The organism is Streptomyces zaomyceticus, from assembly GCF_014656215.1.
GTDB lineage: Bacteria > Actinomycetota > Actinomycetes > Streptomycetales > Streptomycetaceae > Streptomyces > Streptomyces zaomyceticus.
In genome coordinates this window covers 77,963-98,368 of record NZ_BNBZ01000026.1, presented here as the reverse complement: position 1 = coordinate 98,368, position 20,406 = coordinate 77,963, and the positions used below count along the sequence as shown (strand labels likewise).

At 71.9% G+C, this 20,406-nt stretch carries 24 protein-coding genes and 1 pseudogene; 13 read left to right on the top strand and 12 right to left on the bottom strand.

Features of this window, described 5'->3' with window-relative positions:
* The 5 genes and pseudogenes from IE311_RS27950 to zapE form a co-directional block, all read right to left on the bottom strand.
* Positions 1 to 184, bottom strand: a pseudogene (locus tag IE311_RS27950) (hypothetical protein); the annotation flags it as partial.
* 105 nt (positions 185 to 289) lie between these two features.
* Complete coding sequence (locus tag IE311_RS27945) at positions 290 to 1,132, bottom strand: PPK2 family polyphosphate kinase (RefSeq protein ID WP_189834600.1); 843 nt, start codon at positions 1,130 to 1,132, stop codon at positions 290 to 292.
* Between the two features lie 91 nt (positions 1,133 to 1,223).
* Positions 1,224 to 2,600 carry an alkaline phosphatase PhoX gene (locus IE311_RS27940; RefSeq protein ID WP_189834599.1) on the bottom strand — a complete coding sequence of 459 codons (1,377 nt, stop codon included), beginning with the start codon at positions 2,598 to 2,600 and terminating at the stop codon, positions 1,224 to 1,226.
* Between the two features lie 131 nt (positions 2,601 to 2,731).
* A complete protein-coding gene (locus tag IE311_RS27935) occupies positions 2,732 to 3,163 on the bottom strand; it encodes an OsmC family protein (protein ID WP_189834598.1) in 432 nt (143 codons plus the stop codon).
* 34 nt (positions 3,164 to 3,197) lie between these two features.
* Positions 3,198 to 4,283: a cell division protein ZapE gene (zapE, locus tag IE311_RS27930; protein WP_189834597.1), complete on the bottom strand. Its 1,086-nt coding sequence runs from the start codon at positions 4,281 to 4,283 to the stop codon at positions 3,198 to 3,200.
* Between the two features lie 36 nt (positions 4,284 to 4,319).
* On the opposite strand from zapE, the gene IE311_RS27925 reads away from it, so the two are divergent.
* From IE311_RS27925 to IE311_RS27900, 6 genes are all read left to right on the top strand, one after another.
* Positions 4,320 to 5,255 carry a pyrimidine reductase family protein gene (locus tag IE311_RS27925; protein WP_229902210.1) on the top strand — a complete coding sequence of 312 codons (936 nt, stop codon included), beginning with the start codon at positions 4,320 to 4,322 and terminating at the stop codon, positions 5,253 to 5,255.
* Between the two features lie 105 nt (positions 5,256 to 5,360).
* Positions 5,361 to 5,843 carry an indole-3-glycerol phosphate synthase gene (locus IE311_RS27920; RefSeq protein ID WP_189834596.1) on the top strand — a complete coding sequence of 161 codons (483 nt, stop codon included), beginning with the start codon at positions 5,361 to 5,363 and terminating at the stop codon, positions 5,841 to 5,843.
* 163 nt (positions 5,844 to 6,006) lie between these two features.
* The gene (murC, locus tag IE311_RS27915; protein ID WP_189834595.1) at positions 6,007 to 7,398 is read left to right on the top strand and encodes a UDP-N-acetylmuramate--L-alanine ligase; all 1,392 of its coding nucleotides are present in this window, start codon (positions 6,007 to 6,009) and stop codon (positions 7,396 to 7,398) included.
* 41 nt (positions 7,399 to 7,439) lie between these two features.
* Complete coding sequence (gene msrB / locus IE311_RS27910; protein WP_189834594.1) at positions 7,440 to 7,847, top strand: peptide-methionine (R)-S-oxide reductase MsrB; 408 nt, start codon at positions 7,440 to 7,442, stop codon at positions 7,845 to 7,847.
* A gap of 122 nt (positions 7,848 to 7,969) precedes the next feature.
* On the top strand, positions 7,970 to 8,443 hold the full coding sequence (locus IE311_RS27905) for an SUKH-3 domain-containing protein (RefSeq protein WP_189834593.1): 474 nt from the start codon (positions 7,970 to 7,972) through the stop codon (positions 8,441 to 8,443).
* Between the two features lie 66 nt (positions 8,444 to 8,509).
* Positions 8,510 to 8,983, top strand: a complete 474-nt coding sequence (locus IE311_RS27900; RefSeq protein WP_189834592.1) for an SUKH-3 domain-containing protein — start codon at positions 8,510 to 8,512, stop codon at positions 8,981 to 8,983.
* A gap of 35 nt (positions 8,984 to 9,018) precedes the next feature.
* Here IE311_RS27900 and IE311_RS27895 read toward each other — a convergent pair whose 3' ends face one another.
* From IE311_RS27895 to IE311_RS27880, 4 genes are all read right to left on the bottom strand, one after another.
* Positions 9,019 to 9,804, bottom strand: coding sequence for an SDR family NAD(P)-dependent oxidoreductase (locus IE311_RS27895; RefSeq protein WP_189834591.1), 786 nt, complete (start codon positions 9,802 to 9,804; stop codon positions 9,019 to 9,021).
* A 140-nt stretch (positions 9,805 to 9,944) separates the two neighbouring features.
* On the bottom strand, positions 9,945 to 11,165 hold the full coding sequence (locus IE311_RS27890; RefSeq protein ID WP_189834590.1) for a GNAT family N-acetyltransferase: 1,221 nt from the start codon (positions 11,163 to 11,165) through the stop codon (positions 9,945 to 9,947).
* Positions 11,166 to 11,287: 122 nt separating this feature from the next.
* Positions 11,288 to 11,467: a DUF397 domain-containing protein gene (locus IE311_RS27885; RefSeq protein ID WP_189834589.1), complete on the bottom strand. Its 180-nt coding sequence runs from the start codon at positions 11,465 to 11,467 to the stop codon at positions 11,288 to 11,290.
* Positions 11,464 to 12,297, bottom strand: a complete 834-nt coding sequence (locus IE311_RS27880) for a helix-turn-helix domain-containing protein (RefSeq protein ID WP_189834588.1) — start codon at positions 12,295 to 12,297, stop codon at positions 11,464 to 11,466. The genes IE311_RS27885 and IE311_RS27880 overlap by 4 nt, the downstream gene beginning before the upstream one ends.
* 149 nt (positions 12,298 to 12,446) lie before the next feature.
* On the opposite strand from IE311_RS27880, the gene IE311_RS27875 reads away from it, so the two are divergent.
* Together IE311_RS27875 and IE311_RS27870 are read left to right on the top strand one after the other, a co-directional pair.
* Positions 12,447 to 12,884 (top strand): ATP-binding protein, encoded by a 438-nt coding sequence (locus IE311_RS27875; RefSeq protein WP_189834587.1) that lies wholly within the window; start codon positions 12,447 to 12,449, stop codon positions 12,882 to 12,884.
* Positions 12,885 to 12,917: 33 nt separating this feature from the next.
* Positions 12,918 to 13,436, top strand: a complete 519-nt coding sequence (locus tag IE311_RS27870) for a DUF3592 domain-containing protein (protein ID WP_229902209.1) — start codon at positions 12,918 to 12,920, stop codon at positions 13,434 to 13,436.
* A gap of 46 nt (positions 13,437 to 13,482) precedes the next feature.
* Here IE311_RS27870 and fusA read toward each other — a convergent pair whose 3' ends face one another.
* A complete protein-coding gene (fusA, locus tag IE311_RS27865; protein WP_189834586.1) occupies positions 13,483 to 15,501 on the bottom strand; it encodes an elongation factor G in 2,019 nt (672 codons plus the stop codon).
* Between the two features lie 556 nt (positions 15,502 to 16,057).
* Here fusA and IE311_RS27860 point away from each other — a divergent pair.
* Positions 16,058 to 16,588 (top strand): DUF6232 family protein, encoded by a 531-nt coding sequence (locus tag IE311_RS27860; protein WP_229902208.1) that lies wholly within the window; start codon positions 16,058 to 16,060, stop codon positions 16,586 to 16,588.
* Positions 16,585 to 16,926 (top strand): hypothetical protein, encoded by a 342-nt coding sequence (locus IE311_RS27855; protein WP_229902207.1) that lies wholly within the window; start codon positions 16,585 to 16,587, stop codon positions 16,924 to 16,926. Before IE311_RS27860 ends, IE311_RS27855 begins: the two co-directional genes overlap by 4 nt.
* A 91-nt stretch (positions 16,927 to 17,017) precedes the next feature.
* Here IE311_RS27855 and IE311_RS27850 read toward each other — a convergent pair whose 3' ends face one another.
* Complete coding sequence (locus IE311_RS27850; protein ID WP_189834585.1) at positions 17,018 to 17,515, bottom strand: RICIN domain-containing protein; 498 nt, start codon at positions 17,513 to 17,515, stop codon at positions 17,018 to 17,020.
* A 222-nt stretch (positions 17,516 to 17,737) separates the two neighbouring features.
* Here IE311_RS27850 and IE311_RS27845 point away from each other — a divergent pair, with 222 nt between their 5' ends.
* The gene (locus IE311_RS27845; protein WP_189834584.1) at positions 17,738 to 18,346 is read left to right on the top strand and encodes a TetR/AcrR family transcriptional regulator; all 609 of its coding nucleotides are present in this window, start codon (positions 17,738 to 17,740) and stop codon (positions 18,344 to 18,346) included.
* A 109-nt stretch (positions 18,347 to 18,455) separates the two neighbouring features.
* Here the strand turns inward: IE311_RS27845 and IE311_RS27840 are convergent, their stop codons facing one another.
* Positions 18,456 to 18,872 carry a VOC family protein gene (locus IE311_RS27840; protein ID WP_189834583.1) on the bottom strand — a complete coding sequence of 139 codons (417 nt, stop codon included), beginning with the start codon at positions 18,870 to 18,872 and terminating at the stop codon, positions 18,456 to 18,458.
* A 180-nt stretch (positions 18,873 to 19,052) separates the two neighbouring features.
* Between IE311_RS27840 and IE311_RS27835 the strand changes: the two genes are divergently transcribed.
* Both IE311_RS27835 and IE311_RS27830 read left to right on the top strand, forming a co-directional pair.
* Positions 19,053 to 19,703: a nucleoside/nucleotide kinase family protein gene (locus tag IE311_RS27835; protein WP_189834582.1), complete on the top strand. Its 651-nt coding sequence runs from the start codon at positions 19,053 to 19,055 to the stop codon at positions 19,701 to 19,703.
* A 110-nt stretch (positions 19,704 to 19,813) separates the two neighbouring features.
* Positions 19,814 to 20,392, top strand: coding sequence for a TIGR03086 family metal-binding protein (locus tag IE311_RS27830; RefSeq protein WP_189834581.1), 579 nt, complete (start codon positions 19,814 to 19,816; stop codon positions 20,390 to 20,392).
* Positions 20,393 to 20,406 lie beyond the last annotated feature (14 nt).

Sequence of the window (20,406 nt, the reverse complement as noted above, 5' to 3'; positions counted from 1 at the left end):
GCCCGGCCGCGGCGCCCGCGCCGGGGGACGCGCCGGCACCGGGCGACGTGCTCGCACCGGGCGAGGCGCTGCGGGTGGAGGCGGGCTCCTTCGCCGGTGAGGTCTCGACGGCTTCCCGGCCGCAGCCGACGAGGACGGCACCCAGAAGACCGAGCGCCGCCAAGTTTCGTACAGAATTGTTCACGATCGGAAGTTATCCGATCAAAGTGTCAAACGCTCGCGACTCCACAGCGGCAGCACCCGCGTCCACGCGGTGAGCTGACGCACCATCGCGTGGGCGGCGGCCCGCTCAGGTGGCCAGCAGCCGCCGCCGGCACTCGTCCACGTCGAAGTCCCCCGGCGGGTAGGCCGGGTCCAGCGCCTCCAGGGCGATCTCGTACGCCTCCCGGTACGCCGGCCACAGCGCCCGTTCCTCGATGTCGCCCACGTTGAACTTCCAGTGCTTCTCCGGGTTGTCCAGGCGCTCCAGGAGACGGCCGCGCTGCTCCTCGTACGAGATGTGGAGGAAGACCTTGACGATCGTCACGCCGTCCTCGGCGAGGGACTGCTCGAAGCGGTTGATCTGGCCGTAGCGGGGGTCGAGCTGCGAGCGCGGGACCAGTTCCCGTACGCGGGCGATGAGGACGTCCTCGTAGTGCGAGCGGTCGAAGATGCCGATCTCGCCCGGCCGGGGGAGCGCCTGCATGATCCGCCACAGGAAGGGGTGGCTCTGTTCCTCGGGGGTCGGCGCCTTGAAGGCGCGGATACGGCAGCCGGACGGATTGAAGAGACCGATGACGTGCTTGACCGTGCCGCCCTTGCCGCTGGTGTCCATGCCCTGGAGGACCAGCAGGATCCGCCGGCGGTCACCGGCCGTGCTCGCCGCGTACAGGCGTTCCTGGAGGTCCGCGAGGCGGGGCGCGAGGGCGGCGGTGGCGGCCAGTCCGGCCGCCTTGTCGGCGGGGCCGGCCGGGACCGCCGAGGCGTCGTACGCGGTGAGGTCGATCCGCCGGCCCCCGGGGACGCGGAGCACGTCCCGCAGTGCCGGGGACTTCTCCCGGGACCTCCGGCGCGCGGACTTCTTCCCGCCGTCCTTCGCCCGGTCCTTCCCGCCGCCCCTCTTTCCGTCCTTCTCCCCGTCCTTCTTCGCCACCTCGTACCCCTTCCGCCGCGCCGCTCGTCCTTCCCGATCCTGCGACGGAACCCGGTCGCCCGCGAGTGCGGGCGACCGGGGGAGGGTCAGCTCAGCACCACGGACCCGTCACCGCGAACGTCGTCCCCGGTGTGTAGCAGTTGACGTACATGGTTCCCCGGTCGGGCGAGAAGGTGACGCCCGCGAACTCGCCCCACTCCGGGTTCTCGGGGGTGCCGATGTTCTGCGCGCCCCGGGCGACCGCGTACACCTCGCCCTTCTCGCTCACCCCGAAGACGTGCTGCGCCCCGTTGCCGTCCTCGCTGACCATCAGGCCTCCGGTCGGCGCCAGGCAGATGTTGTCGGGCGACTCGCCCGGGAGCCGGATGTCGGTGTCCGGGCCGAAGACGACGACCAGGGTGAGCCGGCGCCGGTGCGGCTCGTACTTCCAGACCTGGCCGAAGTGGGTGCCGCCCGAGCCGTCCGTCACGCGCGCGAAGGACGACACGAAGTACACGGCCCGGCCACCCCAGTAGCAGCCCTCCAGCTTCTGGGCGTGCGTGATGCCCCGGGGGCCGAAGTCCTGGTGCCGGATCGGCGTCCCGGCCGCCTGCGGATCGGGTACGGGGACCCACTCGACGCCCTCGAACCGGGCGCCGGTCTCCTGGACGACGGAGAGGTCGGGCACGCCCGGCACCCGCATGGCCTCCAGGTCGCCGCCCGCGCGCAGCGAGCCGGTGCCGCCGAGCGGCTTGCGGGGGAGGAAGCGGTAGAAGAGCCCGAAGGGTTGTTCGAAGGCGTCCTCCGTCTCGTAGACGATCCCGCTCGCCGGGTCGACGGCGATCGCCTCGTGCTGGAACCGGCCCATCGCGGTGAGCGGGACGGCTCCGGTGCGGTGCGGGTCGGCCCCGTCGACCTCGAAGATGAAGCCGTGGTCCTTGGTGTAGCCGTTCGTCCCGGCCTTGTCCTCGGTCTCCTCGCAGGTCAGCCAGGTACGCCAGGGAGTGGGCCCGCCGGCGCAGTTGACGGCCGTGCCGGCGATGGCGACCCGCTCGCCGAGGACGTTGTTCCGGCCGTCGAGTTCCAGGGCCGTACAGCCGCCCTTGGCGGCCGGGTCGTACGTCAGGCCGGGCACGGTCGGGACGCCGATCTTCCCGCTGACCCGGTTCTCGTGGTTGCGGACGAGGTGCACCCGGCCCCGGCGGCCGGCGAAGGCGGCCATGCCGTCGTGGTTGCTGGGCACCGGGCCCTCACCGGAGCGGAGCGGATCGCCCTGCCGGGAGAGGACCTTGTAGCGGAAGCCGGCCGGGAGGTCGAGGAGTCCGGCGGGGTCGGGGACGAGAGGGCCGTAGCCGGCCCGTCCCGTGTGGCCGCCGGGCGCGGCGCCCGCGGTGCCGGCGAAGAGTTCGGAGAGGGCGCCGGTGAAGGCGATCCCGGCGGCGGTGGCGCCGGTACGGGACAGGATCTGACGTCGTGTCGCGGAGGACATGAGGCAACAACTCCTGTTGGCGGACAGGTAGGTGTGTGACGCGTGACCCGCATGTGTGTACCACGCACTGTGGTGACACGTGAACCATGCGGGCCACAACTGCCTCATGTGGCGCGTGTTCTGACTCGGGGTCAGGAACCGATGAGCTCGGCCGTGAGGGTGATCTTCGTGCCCGTGAGCGCCTGGCTGACCGGGCAGTTCTTCTTGGCGTCCTCGGCGAGCTCCTGGAACTTGTCCGCGTCCACACCCGGGACCTCGCCGCGCACGGTGAGGTGGATTCCGGTGATGCCCTCACCCGGCTGGAAGGTGACGTCGGCCTTGGTCTCCAGGCGGGTCGGCGCGTGGCCGGCGCCGGCCAGGGCGTGCGAGAACGCCATGGAGTAGCAGGAGGAGTGCGCGGCCGCGATGAGCTCCTCGGGGCTCGTCTTCCCGTTGGGCTCCTCGGAGCGGGCCGGCCAGGAGACGTCGTACGAGCCGAGGCCCGAGGAGTCGAGCGAGACGACGCCGGAACCCTTGAGGAGGTCGCCCTGCCAGACGGTGTGGGCGTGACGCACGGTGGCCATGGTGGATCCCTTTCGATCGGGTACGGCCTCCAACCTACTGCGCCACAAGCCCCTTGGCGTCGCGGGCGAGTGCGGTGAGCCGGGAGATCGCCCGGAAGTACTTCTTGCGGTACCCGCCGTTCAGCATCTCGTCGCTGAAGAGCCGGTCGAAGGGGAGTCCGGAGGCGAGCACGGGTATCTCACGGTCGTACAGCCGGTCGGCGAGGACGACGAGCCGGAGCGCGGTCGACTGGTCGGGGACGGGCTGGACGTCGGTGAGGCAGACGGCGGCGAGGTCGTCGGTGAGGGCGCCGTACCGGCTCGGGTGGACCTTGGCCAGGTGTTCGAGCAGATGCGGGAAGTCGTCGAGGGAGGCACCCGCCGTCGCGTACGCGGTCTCCGTGACGACCTGGTCGGAGTAGGGGGCCGGGGCCTCGGGGAGACCGCGGTGGCGGTAGTCCTCCCCGTCGATCCGCAGCGGCCGGAAGTGGGCGGAGAGGCCCTGGATCTCGCGGAGGAAGTCGACGGCGGCGAAGCGGCCCTCGCCGAGCTTGCCGGGGAGGGTGTTGGAGGTGGCGGCGAGCGCCACGCCCGATTCGACCAGCTTGCCGAGCAGGCTGGAGACGAGGACGGTGTCGCCCGGGTCGTCGAGCTCGAACTCGTCGATGCAGAGGAGCCGGTGCTCGCCGAGGGTCTTCACCGTCTGCTGGAAGCCGAGCGCGCCGACCAGATTGGTCAGCTCGACGAAGGTGCCGAAGGCCTTCAGGGCGGGCTCGGCGGGGGTGGCGTGCCAGAGCGAGGCCAGCAGGTGGGTCTTGCCGACGCCGTAGCCGCCGTCCAGATAGACCCCGCGCGGCCCGGTGGGGGCGGCCGGCTTCCGGGCGAACCAGCGGCGCTTCCCGGCGCCGGAGGCATGGGCTCCGCCCAGGCCCTCGGCGAAGGTGCTCAGTGCCTTGACGGCGTCCGTCTGGCTGGGCTGGTTCGGGTCCGGGAGGTACGTGTCGAACCGTACGGAGTCGAAGCGCGGCGGCGGCACCATCTCCGCGACGAGGCGGTCGGCGGGGACGTGGGGCTCTCGGGAGCAGAGCGAGAGCGGGGCCGCGGGGGCGGAAGCGGCTTCGGTGAGGGCACGGGTCGACACAGTTCCCCACTGTAAGCGCCATGTCAGACTCACAGGATGCGACGACTGCTCCCTGTGACGGACATGACAGCTGCCGAGACCGAGGGCGGGACCGCCGCCGGACCGGCCGCCGCCGGGCCGGGCGCCGGGGGACGGGCTTCCGCCGGACCGGCCGCCGCCGGGCCGGGCGCCGGGGGACGGGCTTCCGCCGGACCGGCCGCCGCCGCGTCGGCCGCCGCATCCGGCCCCGGGTCCTCCGCCTCCGGTCGCGAGTGGTCCCTCGACGAGCTGGCCGACGCCTACGCGTACCCCGCCCTTCCCGCCGGGGAGGGCGCGTGGCTGCGGGCCAACATGGTCTCCTCGCTCGACGGGGCGGGTCAGCACGACGGGCGCTCCCAGCCGCTCTCCTCCGACGCGGACATGCGGATCTTCGGCACCCTGCGGGGTCTCGCCGATGTGGTCGTCGTCGGTGCGGAAACGGTACGCCTGGAGGGATACCGCCCCGCCCGCGCGCGTGAGGCCTTCGCCGCCCGCCGCGCCGCCGCGGGACAGGGCCCCGCCCCCGTGATCGCCGTGGTCAGCGCCTCGCTGAACCTCGACTTCTCCCTTCCGCTCTTCACCGAGCCGCTGGTGCCGACCCTGATCCTCACGGGGGCCGCCGCGCCCCCGGACCGGGTGCGGGCCGCCCGCGCGGCGGGCGCCGAGGTGCTGACGGCGGGCGACGGCGCCGGAGTGGAGCCGGCCCGTGCGAAGGCGGCGCTGGCGGAGCGCGGGCTCCGGCGCCAGCTGACCGAGGGCGGTCCCCGGCTGCTCGGCCAGTTCGTGGCGGCGGAGGCCCTCGACGAGCTGTGTCTCACGGTCTCGCCGACGATGACGGCGGGGAGCGCCCAGCGGATCGCCGGAGGCCCTTCGGTGGCCGTCCCGACACGCTTCGCGGTGGCTTCCGTGCTGGAGCAGGACGGCTTCCTCTTCACCCGCTACCTTCGGATCTGACAATCAGCGGAATTTGTCGTTCCGCTTAGCGTCCGCTGGGCACACTTACTTCGCAGACCCCGTGCGGGCACGGGGAAGGATGGTTTCCGCAGAAGGGCTCCTGAGGTGTTCACAAGCGTTCTGATGATCGAGAAGCCCCTGACGTCCGTCGACGTGGAATTCGTCACCACGCTGCACGGCGACGAGGGCGTGTCCTTCATCGTTCTGATGCAGCCGCGTGGTGACCAGGCCGATCTACTGCTGCGTGCCATCGACGACGTCGCCATGGGCGAACTGAAGGAAGCCGCCCGGGAGGGCGACGAACCCGAGGGCAAGGAGGCCCGCGGTCCGGCCGAGCTGGCCCTGGAGCACTCGCTCCGGGCCCTGAGAGACGCCGGCTGCGAAGCGGTCGGCCAGGTCGTCGAGGACCACCCGCTCAACAAGATGAAGGCGGTGGTCGACGAGTCGGCGGCGGACGAGGTGATCGTGCTCACCGCCCCGCACTACGTGGAGGAGTTCTTCCACCGGGACTGGGCCTCCCGGGCCCGCCACAAGGTGGGCGTCCCCGTCCTCAAGCTCTTCGCCCACAGCGAGGAAGCGGCCGAGTAGGCGGTCGACCGGGTCCGCGCCCCGTGCAGGGGGCGCGGACCCGGCACCCGCACGGGACCCACGCACACACGACCCGCCCCCCGGTGGCTCCCGCCGGGTCCATCCGGCGGGAGCCACTAGGCTGGGGGCTTCCACGCACGACGCACCCCGGGGAGAGATCCGCATGGCACCCGCCATCCCTGCCGCCATGGAACGGCCGCACTTCATCGGCATCGGCGGTGCCGGAATGTCGGGCATCGCGAAGATCCTCGCCCAGCGCGGCGCCAAGGTCGCCGGCAGTGACGCCAAGGAGTCCGCGACCGCCCAGTCGCTGCGCGCCCTCGGCGCCACCGTGCACATCGGCCACGCCGCCGAGCACCTCGCCGACGACGCCTCCGCCGTCGTCGTCTCCAGCGCCATCCGCGCCGACAACCCCGAGCTGGCCCGCGCCGCCGAGCTCGGCATCCCCGTCGTCCACCGGTCCGACGCGCTCGCCTCCCTGATGGACGGCCTGCGCGCGATCGCCGTCGCCGGCACGCACGGCAAGACGACGACCACCTCCATGCTGGCCGTCGCCCTCACCGAGCTCGGTCTCGACCCCTCGTACGCCATCGGCGGCGACCTCGCGGGCCCCGGCACCAACGCGCTGCACGGCGCGGGCGAGGTCTTCGTCGCCGAGGCCGACGAGAGCGACCGCAGCTTCCAGAAGTACGACCCCGAGGTCGCGATCGTCCTCAACGTCGAGCTGGACCACCACGCGAACTACGCCTCCATGGACGAGATCTACGAGTCCTTCGAGGCCTTCACCGCCAAGATCCGCCCCGGCGGCACCCTGGTCGTCGGCGAGCACGCGGGCGCCCGCGAGCTGGCCCGCCGGGTCGCGGACCGCGAGGGTCTGAACATCGTCACGGTCGGCGAGACCGAGGGCTCCGACGCCCACATCCTGAAGATCGTCCCGAACGGGATGAAGAGCGAGGTGTCGGTCGCCCTCGACGGCACCGAGTACACCTTCACCGTCTCCGTCCCCGGCCGTCACTACGCCCACAACGCCGCCGCGGCCCTCGCCGCCGGCGCCCGTGTCGGCATCGACCCGGCCGAGCTCGCCCAGGCCCTCACCGCCTACACCGGTGTCGGCCGCCGCCTCCAGCTCAAGGGCGAGGCCAAGGGCGTCCAGGTCATCGACTCGTACGCGCACCACCCCACCGAGATGACCGCCGACCTGGAGGCCATGCGCGGCGCCGCCGGAGCCTCCCGCCTCCTCGTCGTCTTCCAGCCCCACCTCTTCTCCCGCACCCAGGAGCTGGGCAAGGAGATGGGCGACGCGCTGGCCCTCGCCGACGCGTCGGTCGTCCTCGACATCTACCCGGCCCGCGAGGACCCGATCCCCGGCATCACCAGCGAGCTGATCATCGCCGCCGCGCGGCGGGCGGGCGCCGACGTGACGCCCGTCCACGACAAGGCGACGGTGCCGCAGGTCGTGGCAGGAATGGCGGGCCCCGGCGATCTCGTTCTCACCATGGGCGCGGGCGACGTCACGGACCTCGGCCCGCTGATCCTGGATCACCTGTCGAAGTAGCGGGAAGCAGTCCTTCCCCCAGCAGCAGAGGGAGCGAGCTCATGGCGTACGACGTCGAGAAGCCGGACGAGCAGTGGCGTGCGGAGCTGACCCCGGCGGAGTACCAGGTGCTGCGCCAGGCGGGCACCGAGCCCGCGTTCCGGGGTGAGTACACCGACACCACGACCAAGGGCGTGTACTCCTGCCGGGCCTGTGGCGCGGAGCTGTTCACGTCGAACGAGAAGTTCGAGTCGCACTGCGGCTGGCCGTCCTTCTTCGACCCGAAGGACAGCTCCGCCGTCGAGCTGATCTCGGACACCTCCCACGGCATGGTCCGCACCGAGGTCCGCTGCTCCCGCTGCGGCTCCCACCTGGGCCATGTCTTCGAGGGGGAGGGCTACCCGACTCCGACGGACCAGCGGTACTGCATCAACTCGATCTCGCTGCGGCTGGAGCCCGGCGAGGGCTGACCCGAGGAGCGACGGCGGCAGGGGAAGGTTCCCCTGCCGCCGTCGCGCTGTACCGGGAACCCTCCCGCGCGACAGCCACGGACACGGCCGGTGTCACCGCGTACGCCGGACAAGGAGCACGCATGCCGCACGTGAACACCCCGGAGGACGTCGACGCCTGGTTCCGGGACCACGGATGGTTCCCGGGGCGGGACGTGACCGGCACCGTGCCGGCGATGGTGGACGAGATCACCGGGCAGTACCGGGAGGCGGGGTTCCCGGTGGAGCCCTTCGAGGCCGCGACCGCCTTCCTCGCCGAGCACGGCGGACTGCGTCTCACCATCGACGCCGCGCGGGAGGACCACCTCTACCTCACCCCCCACCTCGGCTTCCGGTCCGCCCCGGCGGAGGTCGCCGAACTGAGCGGCGCACTCGGCGTCCGGCTCTTCCCGGTCGGCCTCGACGGCTCCGAGAGCTCGCCCGTGCTCATCGACGAGCGGGGCAGGTTCTTCCTCGTGCACCACACCGGCGCCTACTTCATGGGTGCCGACAAGTACGGGGCGATGATCGGTTTCGCCCACGCCCCCATGCGGGACGCGGAGGACTTCTTTGTCTGAGACGACCCCCGGTCCGGCGGCCGCGCCGCCGCCGGTGCGTGGCACGATCCTCGGCCAGGAGTTCTGATGCCCTTTCTCCGCACCCCGGCGGACGTCGACGCCTGGTTCGCCGAGTACGGCTGGTATCCCGGCCGGAACGCCGCCGAGCAGGCATCGGCGTTCGTGGCGGAGGCCGTCGAGGAGAGCCGGAAGCGCGGGTTCCCGGTCGAGCCGTTCCCCGCGGCGACCGACTTCCTCACCGAGCACGCCGGACTCCGCGTGATGCACGACGTCCGGCGCGACGACTACATCGACCTCACGCCCGTTCCCGACTGGTGCAATCTCTTCGAGGACATGGCGGAGCTGAGCCGCCGACTGGAAGTGCGACTCTTCCCGATCGGCTGGGACTCCACGGACGGCGAGGTGTACGTCGTCGACGAGCGGGGCCGGTTCTTCTGCATGCACCACACCGGCGACTACTACCTGGGCACCGGCAGGCACGAGGCGATGATGGGCCTCTACCGGTGTCCGATGCGGGACGCGGAGGACTTCTACGTCTGACGCGCGGCGGCGGGTGCGGCCCGCCGGTACCGCGCTCAGTGGACGGAGAAGCCGCCGTCCACGAAGAGCGACTGCCCCGTGACGTACGCCGAGGAAGTGCTCGCCAGGAAGACCGCCGCACCCGCGAAGTCCTCGGCGAGGCCGTTGCGGCCGGTCATCGTGCGGGCGGCCAGCGCGGCCACCTTCTCCGGGTCGGACGACAGGCGCTGGTTCAGCGGGGTCATCACGAAGCCGGGCACCAGGGTGTTGGCCGTGACGCCGTACGGGGACCAGGCCTCCGCCTGCGAACGGGCCAGCGACTCCAGCGCGCCCTTGGACACCCCGTACGCACCGCTCTGCACGAAGGCGCGGTGCGCCTGCTGGGAGGTGATGTGGATGATCCTGCCGAAGCCGCGCTCGGCCATCCCGGGGCCGAAGCGCCGGCCGAGGAGGAACGGCGCCTCCAGATTCACCGTCATCGTGGTGTCCCAGACGTCGTCGTCCAGCTCGCCGAAGGGCGGACGGAGGTTGATGCCGGCCGAGTTGACCAGGATGTCGGGCTCGCCGAAGACGGCCGCGGCCTCCTCCGCCCCTGCCTTGATCCCGTCACGGGTGGACAGGTCGGCACTCACCCAGGCCACCTCACAGCCGTCGGCCGTCAGCTCCCCGGCCGTCGCGACGAGTTCGGCCTCCTTGCGGGCCACGATCACCACCCGCGCCCCGGCCCGGGCCAGCGCACCGGTGATGGCCCGGCCGATGCCGGAGCTGCCGCCCGTGACCAGGGCCGTACGCCCTTCCAGGGAGAAGAGCCCGGAGAGGTAACCGCCGGGTGTGGTGCTCATGGTGTCGCTCCTCGTCTCGTACGGCACCTGCCGCACCGGTGCGGATGGCGGGCAGGTACACGCATCCTGGCACACGCGGGCGGGACGGGGACCGTCCAGGACGACCGGGCACCCGCCGCGGGCACCCCCACGGGCGGGCGTCAGAACCAGTGAAGGCAGTGCGGCGGACGATCGGCACGGAAGAGCGTGTCGGCGACCGCCGCCGCCTCCGGGCGGTGCGCCAGGACGTGCCCGGCGCGCACCAGCCGGCTCGGCTCCGTGCCGCCCAGATAGATCGCCCCCAAGTCGCTGACGTCCAGCGACAGATCGGGCTCCCGGTCCGTCGCGACGCACTCCGCCTTCCCGTCCCGGACGGTCAGCAGCCACCGGTCGCGCTCGCCGAGGAACGGGTCGTCCACGTCGAGGACCAGCTCCCCGTCCGCGAACCAGCCCCGGGACGTCAGCGCGCGCGGGACGTCCAGCAGTCGCACCCACAGCCCGTCGGTGTCACCGGTCACCTCGCCGCCCCGGAAGTCCTCCAGCTGCCAGCGCAGCGGGTGGTCGGTCGGCACGTGCTTCAGTACGACCCGCTCGACCAGGTCGTGCCCGATCAGGAACCGCACCAGCGCCGTGTACACCGCGTCGTCGGCGGTGATGATCTCGTCGACGGTCATGACCCCCGAGTCGACCGCGTAGCTGGCGTACCCGTCCGCGACCCCTTCGGCGTCCCGGTGAAGCGCGATGTACCGCGGCGCCTCGGCGACCGGCGGCTGACCCGCCCGCAACGCCCACCAGCGGTGCGGCCGCGACACCGCCCCCGGCTGCGCCCGCCGGTACCGGTCGTAGACCTCCTCAAGGGCCTCGACGCACCGCGACCGCCGCACCACCTCGACCGAACCGGACGCCGCCGCCCCGGCCGCGCCTCGCGCCCGGGGAGCCGCCAGCGCGCCCCGGTGCCGAGGAACCGTCAACCGAGCCGTGTACGTCGCCGGCCCGTAACCGAACCTGCGGTAGATCACCGCCTCGGCGGCCAGCAGCACCGCCAGACACTCCCCGCGCTCCCGGAACGAGGTCAACTGCTCCCGCATCAGCGCGGTCAGCGCCCCACGCCGACGGTGCGACGGCAGGACACCGACGGCCGTCACCCCGGAGGCCGGCACGATCGCCCCACCCGGCAGCGTCAGCTCGAAGGAGTACGCCCCCGCCGTCCCGACGGCCCTCCCGTCCTCCGCCGTCGCCAGCAGATTCCGGTCCATCTCGTACGCCGCCCAGAACACCCCGCCACCGTCCTCCGCCGGGGTCGGCGGGTGCATCGCGAACGCGGCGTGGATCGTGTCGACGAAGACCTCTCGGTCCTGCTCGGTCGTGTGACGGATCTCCATTGCTGCCGCTGCCTCCCTGGATGAAGGGACGCCACGGCCCGTGAAGTCCCGCCACAGTCCAGCCCCACCACGGCTCCGGAGCAACCGGATTACGACGCGGGGCGCTTGGGGGCGGGACCCCGTCAGGCCAGCCGGGAGAGGAACTCCGTCCAGGCGGCGGGGTCCAGGGCGAGCTGAGGGCCGGTGGGGTTCTTGGAGTCGCGGACGTGGACGGTGGAGGGGCAGGCGGCGACTTCGACGCAGTTGTCGCCGTCACCGCTGCTGTAGCTGCTCTTGAACCAGGCCAGTTCAGTGGTGCTCATAGTGCTCCTCGGATCTCCCGCATCAGGCCCACGGTCGCCTCTACAGACAGAGCCTGTGTCCGCATCCTGGCATACCGCTGCTGGAGGATGCTGACCACTTTGGGGTCGGAGATGAGCTGGCCGGTGCCCTGGCCCTCGCTGTACGCGTACCAGGCGTTCTCCTCGGTCTCCAGGAGGCACAGGGGGCCTCCGAGACCTGCGTGGTACCCACGCGACTGCGGCATGATCTGGACGTCGATGTTGCGTCGCTTGCTGAGTTCGATGATGTGGTCGAGCTGTGCGTCCATAACCTCCCGGGCGGCCACCTGACGGCGCAGTGCGTGCTCCTCGATGATGAAGCTGTAGATCGTCTCCGGGCGCTCGGTGAGGATGCTCGCCCGCTCCACGCGCGTGACCAGGTTCGACGCGATCTTGTCATCGCTCATCGCCGGGATCTGTTCCTCGAAGAGCGTCCTGGCATACGAGGGTGTCTGTAGCAGGCCTGGCACCAGCCGGTTCTCGAAGATGTACAGCGTCACCGCCAGCGGCTCCAGCTCCGCCCACCCCTCGAACCACTTCGCGAGGCCCGCCTTGCGCGTCAGGTGCTTCGCCGCCGCCCTGATGACGCCGAACGCGTCCAGCACCTCCTCCGCCCGGTCCACGAACTCCTTCGAGGGCAGACGTCGGCCCTGCTCGATCGAGGCGATCATGGGGACCGAGTAGCCCACCGGCGGTGCGAACTGTTCCTGCGTCAGCCCCGCCCGTCTGCGGAAGGCCTTGACCACTTCCCCGAAAGCCTTCAGGCTCTCCGACGTCTCCGGTTCGGTTCCCTTCGGGACCCCGTCCGTCACCCCGCCACCTCCCGTACCTGTGTGCTCGCGCCGAACGCATCCAGGTTCACTGGTAGTCACCGGTACAGTCCAGAGCGTGAACCCGTACGCTGTGCAGCGTACGGGTTCCTGAGCTGGCAACTCCGTCCGGCCGACGCCACATTGGCCCCATGACCACCCCCACGGCCCGCCAAGCCCCCGTCACCGTACGTATGTTCACCCAGCGCTTCAGCTCGACCCCGCGCGGCGCCCGGCTCGCCCGGCGTCTCGCTCTGCATCAGCTCGACCGCTGGGGCATCCCGTACGGCTCCGAAGTCTCCGACTCTGTCGGGCTGCTCGTCGCCGAGCTCGCCGCCAACGCCGTCACCCACGGCCGTGTCCCCGGGCGGGACTTCGAGCTGGCGCTCACGTACACGCCCGGTGTGCGGCTGAGGGTCGACGTGTCCGACACCCGGGGCGAGCGCCGCCCGGCCTCCGTCGCCACGGGCCCCCTCGACGAGGGCGGCCGCGGTCTGCTCCTCGTCGAGGCGCTCGCCTCCCAGTGGTCGGTGCTCGACCGCGTACCGGTCGGGAAGACCGTACGAGCCGACCTCGACCTCGGCCCCTGACGTACCTTGATCGGGAAGGAACAGGCGTAGGGGGTGGACGACTTGGACGCCGAGACGAATGCGGTCAAGGGATTTCTGGGACCACGCGCGGCGGTCGTGTTCGGGCTGGTGATCACACTGCTGCTGGCGGCTCTGTCGGGGCTCGTGATGCTTCCGGCGGCCCAGCACCTGCGCTCCCTCCAGGACGGCCGACAGGCCGAGGCGACGATGGTCGCGGCCGGCTCGGGATGCTTCCTCGGGGGATGCGAGGTCAGGTTCGAGGCCGAGGGGCGGACCGTGGTGGCGAACCTTCCGGTGGGGAGCGGTCACGGGGACGACGAGGCCGGTGATCGTCTGACCGTCCGGTTCAGGGAGGACGATCCGCAGGTGGTCGCCGCTCAGGACGATGTCGGTGGCGGTGGGGCGGCCGTGGGCGCCGTCCTGTTCGGTGCCGGTGCCGTGTTCTTCGCGCTGTTGCTCGTGTGGTCGACGGTCCACCTGAGGCGGCAGCGGCGCGCGGAGGGCGTCCACGCTCCGATGCCCGGGGCCGGGGCGACGAAGAGCGGCGCCTGAGCGGGTGTCCGGTCCGTGGGGTCGCCACGGACCGGACACCCTTCCCTCAGTCGACCTGCCCCCGTGGCGCCGGGGCATAGCCCGCCGGGCGGGTCGTGAAGGTGCCCCGGCCCTGGGTGCGGCCGCGCAGGCGGGACGCGTAGCCGAAGAGTTCGGCCAGCGGCACCGTCGCCTCCACCACCGCCGTACCGGAGCGGGTCGTCTGGTCCGTCACCCGGCCGCGGCGGGCCGCGAGGTCGCCGAGGACCGAACCGACGGACTCCGCGGGGGCGGTGACCGTCACGTCGGTCACCGGCTCCAGGAGCGTCATGGCACTCGCGCGGAGCGCCTCGCGCAGCGCGAACCTGCCCGCCGTGCGGAACGCCATCTCCGAGGAGTCCTTCGGATGCGTCGCGCCGTCCGTGAGCGTGACCCGGACACCCGTCACCGGGTGGCCGCCGAGCGGGCCCTCGACGAGGGCGTCCCGGCAGCCGGCCTCGACCGCGCGGACGTACTCCTGCGGGACCCGGCCGCCCGTGACGGCCGACGTGAACGCGAACTCCTCTCCCTCGTCGAGCGGTGCGACGTCGATGACGACATGGGCGAACTGGCCCGCGCCGCCGTCCTGTTTGACATGGCGGTACAGCAGGCCGGTGACGCCCTTCGCCACCGTCTCCCGGTACGCGACCTGCGGACGGCCCACCGTGACCTCAAGGCCCCGGTCGCGCCGCAGCTTCTCCACCGCGACCTCCAGGTGCAGTTCGCCCAGGCCCGACAGGACGGTCTGGCCCGTCTCCGGGTCCGACCGCACGACGAGCGACGGGTCCTCCTCGGAGAGCCGGGCGAGGGCCGTCGCCAGCCGACCGGTGTCCGTGCTCCGGCGCGCCTCGACGGCGACCGAGACCACGGGGTCGGCGGTCGTCGGCGGTTCGAGGACGATCGGCGCGCCCGGGGCGCACAGGGTCGCCCCCGCGCGGACGCCCTTCGGGCCCACGACGGCGACGATGTCCCCGGCGCGCGCCACGTCGACCTCGGTCGCCCGGTCGGCCTGCACCCGCAGGATGCGGGCGATCCGTTCGGTGCGGCCGCTGACGGCGTCGAGCACGGTGTCCCCCTTTCCGATCGTGCCCGCGTAGACGCGGACGTACGTCATGCGGCCGGTGGCGGTCGCGCTCACCTTGAACGCGAGGGCGGTGAACGGCGCCTCCGGGTCCGCCGGGACCTCCCCGCGGACCGGAGGCATGTCCGACGGCGCCGGGAGGTACGAGACGACCGCGTCGAGCAGCGGCTCGACACCCCGGTTGCGGTACGCCGAACCGCAGAGCACGACCACGGCCTCGCCGGTGAGGGTGAGGTCGCGGAGCGCGCCCGTGAGGGTCTCCGCCGAGAGCGCGCCCTCGCCGCAGAACTCCTCCAGGGCACCCGGGTGGAGCTCCGCCACCGATTCCTCCAGGCGTCGCCTGCGGTGCCGGGCCTCCTCCAGGAGGTCGTCGGGGACCGGCCGGTCGGTGTACGTGTCGGCCCCGTCGGCCCATACGTACGCCCGCATCCCGACCAGGTCCACGAGGCCCGTGAAGCCGTCCTCGCGCCCGATGGGGAGCTGGACGGGCAGCGGGACGGTGCCGAGACGCGTACGGATCGACTCCACGGCGGTGTCGAGCTCCGCGCCCGCGCGGTCCAGCTTGTTGACGAACGCGATGCGCGGGACGCCGTGCCGGTCGGCCTGGCGCCACACCGTCTCGCTCTGCGGCTCGACGCCCGCGACGGCGTCGAAGACGGCGACGGCGCCGTCGAGGACGCGCAGGGAGCGTTCGACCTCGTCGGAGAAGTCGACGTGCCCCGGGGTGTCGATCAGGTTGATCCGGTGCCCGGCCCAGTCGCAGCTGACGGCCGCGGCGAAGATCGTGATGCCCCGGTCCCGCTCCTGCGGGTCGAAGTCGGTGACGGTGGTGCCGTCGTGGACCTCGCCGCGCTTGTGGGTGGCTCCGGTGAGGTACAGGAACCGCTCGGTGACGGTGGTCTTGCCGGCGTCGACGTGGGCGAGGATGCCGAGGTTGCGGACGCGGTCGGTGAGGTGAGTACGCACGGTGTCGTGCCTTTCGCTGCTGCGTGGAGACAGGGCAGCGCGATGTCCCGTACGAGGGCCGTCAGAGGGACGGCGGAAGCGTCACGGGTCGGCGATGGCGGGCGCGCAGCCGCCACCGGCCGGAGGGAGAGGCGAGGATCACGTCGTACCGGGCACGGGGGGACGACGCGGCGACGGCGTTGTGGCAACGCACGGTCGTCTCCCCTCGGTCGGACGTCGGACGGCACACCGGTCGGCGCGCCGTGACGTGAGTGTAGGGAGTGGGGCGGCCCGGGGGACAGCGGTTTTGGCGTACGGCACGTCGGCCGTGCCCGCACCGGCACAAGAAGGGATGTAGGGCAAAGTACCGGCCAGAAAGGCGAGTTGGCTGTTTCTCTCCTGCCTCACGACCCTCTTCGGGCGCTTAATGGTGACCCCGCGCGCGGGGTGGAAGCGACCGACCGGACATCGGGGGGAACACATGGACGCCACGGGACCCGCAGGACCGCCGCCGCCCGAGCCGCCGCGGGCGCCTTCGGTGCCACCGACACCGTCCGAGCGGCCATGGGCGTCTTCGGTGCCGCCGGCATCGCCCGCACCGCAGGTGCCCCGCCGGGACGGCACCCTGGTCCTCAAGGTGAGTCGCCGGATCCTGTGGGTGGGCTCCGCGGCCCTCCCGCTGCACAACATCACCCGCGTCGAGGCCTTCATGATCAAGGCCGACCGGGGTGCGGCCTTCGTCCGCTTCCTGAGGTGGCTCCTCGTCGCCGCCCTGATCTACGCCGCGATCAACTACGCGAGCGACGGCGAGATCGAGGGCAACCCCGTTCTCCTCGTCGTCGGGATCGCCCTGTTCCTGTTCCTCCTCAAGGAGCTGTTCCAGTCGCCGACGCCTGTGCTGGTCGTGGAAACGGCCGGCGGCTCCACGGTGGTCGTGACCCTGCCGACCGTGAACGAACTGCTGGACATCGCCGGACGGATCGCGCACGCCATCGACAACCCGGAGGCCGAGTTCACCGCGGTCGTGCAGCAGTACAACCACACGAACAACTTCGGCCCTGTCGTCCACATGAACGGCGGCCGGAACAACAGGGGGATCAACCTGTGAGCGACGACACGACGAACAACTACGGGCCCGTGGTCCACATGAACGACGGCCAGGGCAACGTCGGCATCAACTACGGCACCGTCGGCGGCACACCGGACGACCGGCTCCGCGCCGCCGTCGAGGAGCTCACCCGCCTCCTTCAGGACCTGCGGCCCCACCTCGGCCCGGAGCAGGCACAGACCGTCGACGAGGCCCTGCCCGAACTCATCCCCGACCGGGCGGCCCTGCGGCAGCGCGGCCTCGTCCTGGCCTCCGTCGCGCAGATCGCCGCCGCCGTCGGCGCCGTCGGCCAGCCGGTCGTGGAGGCGGTGGGACGGCTCCTCCCGCTCCTGGGCTGAGTTGTCGCCTCCGGGTGACACGAAAAGGAAACGGCCCGCCGATCTCATCGGCGGGCCGTCGTGCGTAGTGCGCGTGAGCGGGACTACGGAATTACTGGGAGATCTGCCACACCTGCGCGTAGTTCCACGTGGGGTTGCAGGTCCACAGGGTCAGCCAGGTGCCGTTGGCCAGCGAGTTGCCCTTGTTGGTGATGCACTTCGTGCCGTTGAGGGTCCGGATGCGGTCGGAGTACTGGTCGAAGTCCTCGTCGAACCGCTGCGGGCTGTTCAGCGAGTTGAAGTCACAGGTCCACAGGGTCAGGACGGCGCCGTTGGTGCCCGAGGCGTTGCCGCGCGGCGTCAGACACTTACCGCTCACGTCGTGGACGAGGAACATGCCGTTCCAGTGCCACCGCTGCAGCGGGCTGCCGGTGCAGTCCCACACGGTGACGACGGCGCCGTTGGCGGTGCTGTTGCCCTCGGGGGTGGCGCAGTTGCCCATGTTCCACAGCTTGGTCTCGCCGGCGGCCGAAGCCGGGCTCGCGGCGAGGAAGCTCACGCCGACCATGGTCATGAGCGCTATGAGCGCCGACATTGCCTTGCGAATCATCTTCAGTTCCTTCTTGGTCTTCGGCCCACAGGGCCGACCCATGCCCGCACTTGCCCTGAGTCGTCATGAACCACTGGTCTTCCAGGGCTGGTTGCGGGCAGTTCCCCCGGGTCAATCAAAGCGATACGACACGGAGCGTTTCCGCTGTTGATCAAGGTGCCAGTGATCCACTTGACTGTCAAAACGCTTCGTAGCGTTGGGTCTTGGGGTAGGGTCGGACGCATGTCCACGGCCCCGTCCCGCCGCAGCGAGAAGGCCCGGCAGGCGATCCTCGAAGCCGCCTTCGACCTCTGTGCCGAGCGCGGACTCGCGGCGACCACGATCGAGGCGATCGCGGCCCGGGCGGGCGTCGCCAAGACGACGATCTACCGATGGTGGCCCTCGAAGGCGGCGATCCTCCTGGAAGTCGTGGAGGTCCGGCGCAGCGCCGACGGCGGCTACCCCGACACCGGTGACATCATGGCCGACCTGGCCACCCAGACCGCCAATGTGACGCGCCTGTTCGAGACGGAGCTCGGGGCGATCTGGCGCGGTCTGATCGCCGCCGCGCAGACCGAGGACGTCGCCGCCGAAGGGGTGCGCCGCATCCTGCGAGGCGCCATCGACGAGTGCGTCGCACGCCTGGCCAAGGCCCGCGACGCGGGCCAGATCCGCGAGGACCTCGACCTCGAACTCGCCGTCGAGCTCGTCTACGGGCCGATCTACCACACCTGGCTTCTCGGCATCCGGGCCGTGAGCCCGCCCTTCATGGCGTCCGTCCTCGACGCCCTCAGGCCCAGCCTGCAGCCGCCGCCGTCCTGTGGGGTCGGCCCGCCCCTGGGCACGGGGTAGGCGGAACCCCGGGAGACGGCGGGTCCGACGCCCGGGTGCACGGCCGTACCCGGCGATGCCGAGGTGCCGCGTCCCGCCCGGGGCGGAAGCGCTCCCGGCGTCCGGGGCGCTACGCGGCCGGGTCCGCCGGCTGGAGCAGGTCCCAGCGGTTGCCGTAGAGGTCCTCGAAGACGGCGACCGAGCCGTACGGCTCGTGGCGCGGCTCCTCCAGGAACTTCACCCCCGCCTCCGACATCCGCGTGTGGTCGCGGGCGAAGTCGTCGGTGTGGAGGAAGAAGCCGACCCGGCCACCCGTCTGGTTGCCGACGGAGGCCTCCTCGGCGTCGTTCTTGGCGCGGGCCAGGAGCAGGCCCACGTTCCCGAGGCCGCCGACCCCGGCCGCGCCGGGCGGGCGGACCACGACCCAGCGGTTGCCGCCGCCCCGGTCGGTGTCCTCGACCAGGTCGAATCCGAGGGCGTCGGTGTAGAAGGCGATGGCCTCGTCGTAGTCACGGACAACGAGGGTCACAAGTGCGATGGACGGCATTACCCCAACGTAATACGGGCAAGCGGCAGGAATCTATCCGCGTCGACCCGTGTCGTTCCCGGCGCGACCCTTGTCGATAGCAGGGTGCGAACGAGGGTCCGAAGGAGGGCCGGGGGAGGGTCGGGACGGGGGGACGGGGCCGCGGACGGAGCGGGCCGTGCCGGCCGCGGCGGTGCGAGAATGCCCCGCATGGACGCGCAGCAGTTCGACCGCCTCGCCGCCCGGGCGGAGGCCCTCGCCGAGCGCCCCGGGGACGGCCGCCCGCCCCGCCGCATCCTGGGGCTGGCCGGCGCGCCCGGCGCCGGGAAGTCCACCCTCGCCGCGCGGCTCGTCGCCCGGCTCGGCGGGCTCGCCGCCCTCGTCCCCATGGACGGCTTCCACCTCGCCCGGGCCGAACTGGAACGCCTCGGCCGGGCGGAGCGGAAGGGCGCCCCCGACACCTTCGACGCCGCCGGATACACCGCGCTCCTCGCCCGGCTGCGGACCCCGGCCCCCGGCACCACCGTCTACGCGCCCGCGTTCGACCGTTCCCTGGAGGAGCCGATCGCCGGGGCGATACCCGTCGGACCCGAGGTGCCGCTCGTCGTCACCGAGGGCAACTACCTGCTGCACGACGAGGGCGGCTGGGCCGGGGTCCTGCCCCTCCTCGACGAGGTCTGGTACCTCGACCTGGACGACCGGCGCCGCGTCCCCCGGCTCGTCGCACGCCATGTCCGCTTCGGCAAGGACCGGGCCCACGCCGAACGCTGGGTCCACGACTCGGACGAGGCCAACGCCCGCCTGGTGGCCCGCGGCCGCGACCGGGCGCACCTCGTGGTGCCGATGTCCTGATCCCCGGGGCTCCGAGCCCCGGGCCCCGGGCAGGCGAAAGGACGGACTCCCGCGGCGACGCCGCTCTATGGTGGCGCTTCCGGTCTCGAAACCAACGGGAGGGCCGACGGATGACCGTCGACGGTTTCAAACTGCTCGCGGAGGCACACGACTACCTGCTCGCCGCCGCGCGTGGCGTCCCCGCCGGGGCGTGGGGGGACGCGACGCCGTGTACGGAGTGGACGGTGCGCCAGGTGCTGAACCACGCGCGCCTGGACCAGCAGGCGCTGGTCATGCAGATCACGGGTGTCACGCCGCCGAGCGACCCGTTCGAGCCCGTGGACGCGGTGGCGGACGACCCGATCGCGGAACTGGCGGGGGTGCTGGAGGCGGCCGCCGTGGCGTGGGAGTCGGGGAGGGGCTCCGAGAGCGTGGCCACCCCGATGGGGCCGATGCCGGCCGGGACGGGTGCCGCCGCCGCGGCCCTCGACGCCGGCCTCCACGCCTGGGACATCGCCAGGGCCACCGGGCAGGACCTGCCCCTGACCGAGGAGATGGCTGAGGGTCTGGAGGACATCGCGTCGAAGCTCGTCGACTTCGTCCGCGACTCGTTCGGGAAGTACGCGCCGCCCGTGGTCGTCCCGGAGGGGGCGAGCCGCGCGGAGCGGCTCCTCGCGTTCACCGGACGCGACCCGCACTGGTCCCGCTGACCGCACGCCGAACC

Bases quoted from the DNA above. Each gene is read 5' to 3' on its own strand.
- IE311_RS27900 (WP_189834592.1), top strand. From the start codon at position 8,510: ATGCCCTTTCTCCGCACCCCGGCGGACGTCGACGCCTGGTTCGCCGAG.
- IE311_RS27940 (WP_189834599.1), bottom strand. From the start codon at position 2,600: ATGTCCTCCGCGACACGACGTCAGATCCTGTCCCGTACCGGCGCCACC.
- IE311_RS27885 (WP_189834589.1), bottom strand. From the start codon at position 11,467: ATGAGCACCACTGAACTGGCCTGGTTCAAGAGCAGCTACAGCAGCGGT.
- IE311_RS27905 (WP_189834593.1), top strand. From the start codon at position 7,970: ATGCCGCACGTGAACACCCCGGAGGACGTCGACGCCTGGTTCCGGGAC.
- IE311_RS27835 (WP_189834582.1), top strand. From the start codon at position 19,053: ATGCCCCGCATGGACGCGCAGCAGTTCGACCGCCTCGCCGCCCGGGCG.
- IE311_RS27925 (WP_229902210.1), top strand. From the start codon at position 4,320: ATGCGACGACTGCTCCCTGTGACGGACATGACAGCTGCCGAGACCGAG.
- IE311_RS27830 (WP_189834581.1), top strand. From the start codon at position 19,814: ATGACCGTCGACGGTTTCAAACTGCTCGCGGAGGCACACGACTACCTG.
- msrB (WP_189834594.1), top strand. From the start codon at position 7,440: ATGGCGTACGACGTCGAGAAGCCGGACGAGCAGTGGCGTGCGGAGCTG.
- IE311_RS27875 (WP_189834587.1), top strand. From the start codon at position 12,447: ATGACCACCCCCACGGCCCGCCAAGCCCCCGTCACCGTACGTATGTTC.
- IE311_RS27935 (WP_189834598.1), bottom strand. From the start codon at position 3,163: ATGGCCACCGTGCGTCACGCCCACACCGTCTGGCAGGGCGACCTCCTC.
- IE311_RS27850 (WP_189834585.1), bottom strand. From the start codon at position 17,515: ATGATTCGCAAGGCAATGTCGGCGCTCATAGCGCTCATGACCATGGTC.
- IE311_RS27840 (WP_189834583.1), bottom strand. From the start codon at position 18,872: ATGCCGTCCATCGCACTTGTGACCCTCGTTGTCCGTGACTACGACGAG.
- IE311_RS27845 (WP_189834584.1), top strand. From the start codon at position 17,738: ATGTCCACGGCCCCGTCCCGCCGCAGCGAGAAGGCCCGGCAGGCGATC.
- IE311_RS27895 (WP_189834591.1), bottom strand. From the start codon at position 9,804: ATGAGCACCACACCCGGCGGTTACCTCTCCGGGCTCTTCTCCCTGGAA.
- IE311_RS27890 (WP_189834590.1), bottom strand. From the start codon at position 11,165: ATGGAGATCCGTCACACGACCGAGCAGGACCGAGAGGTCTTCGTCGAC.
- murC (WP_189834595.1), top strand. From the start codon at position 6,007: ATGGCACCCGCCATCCCTGCCGCCATGGAACGGCCGCACTTCATCGGC.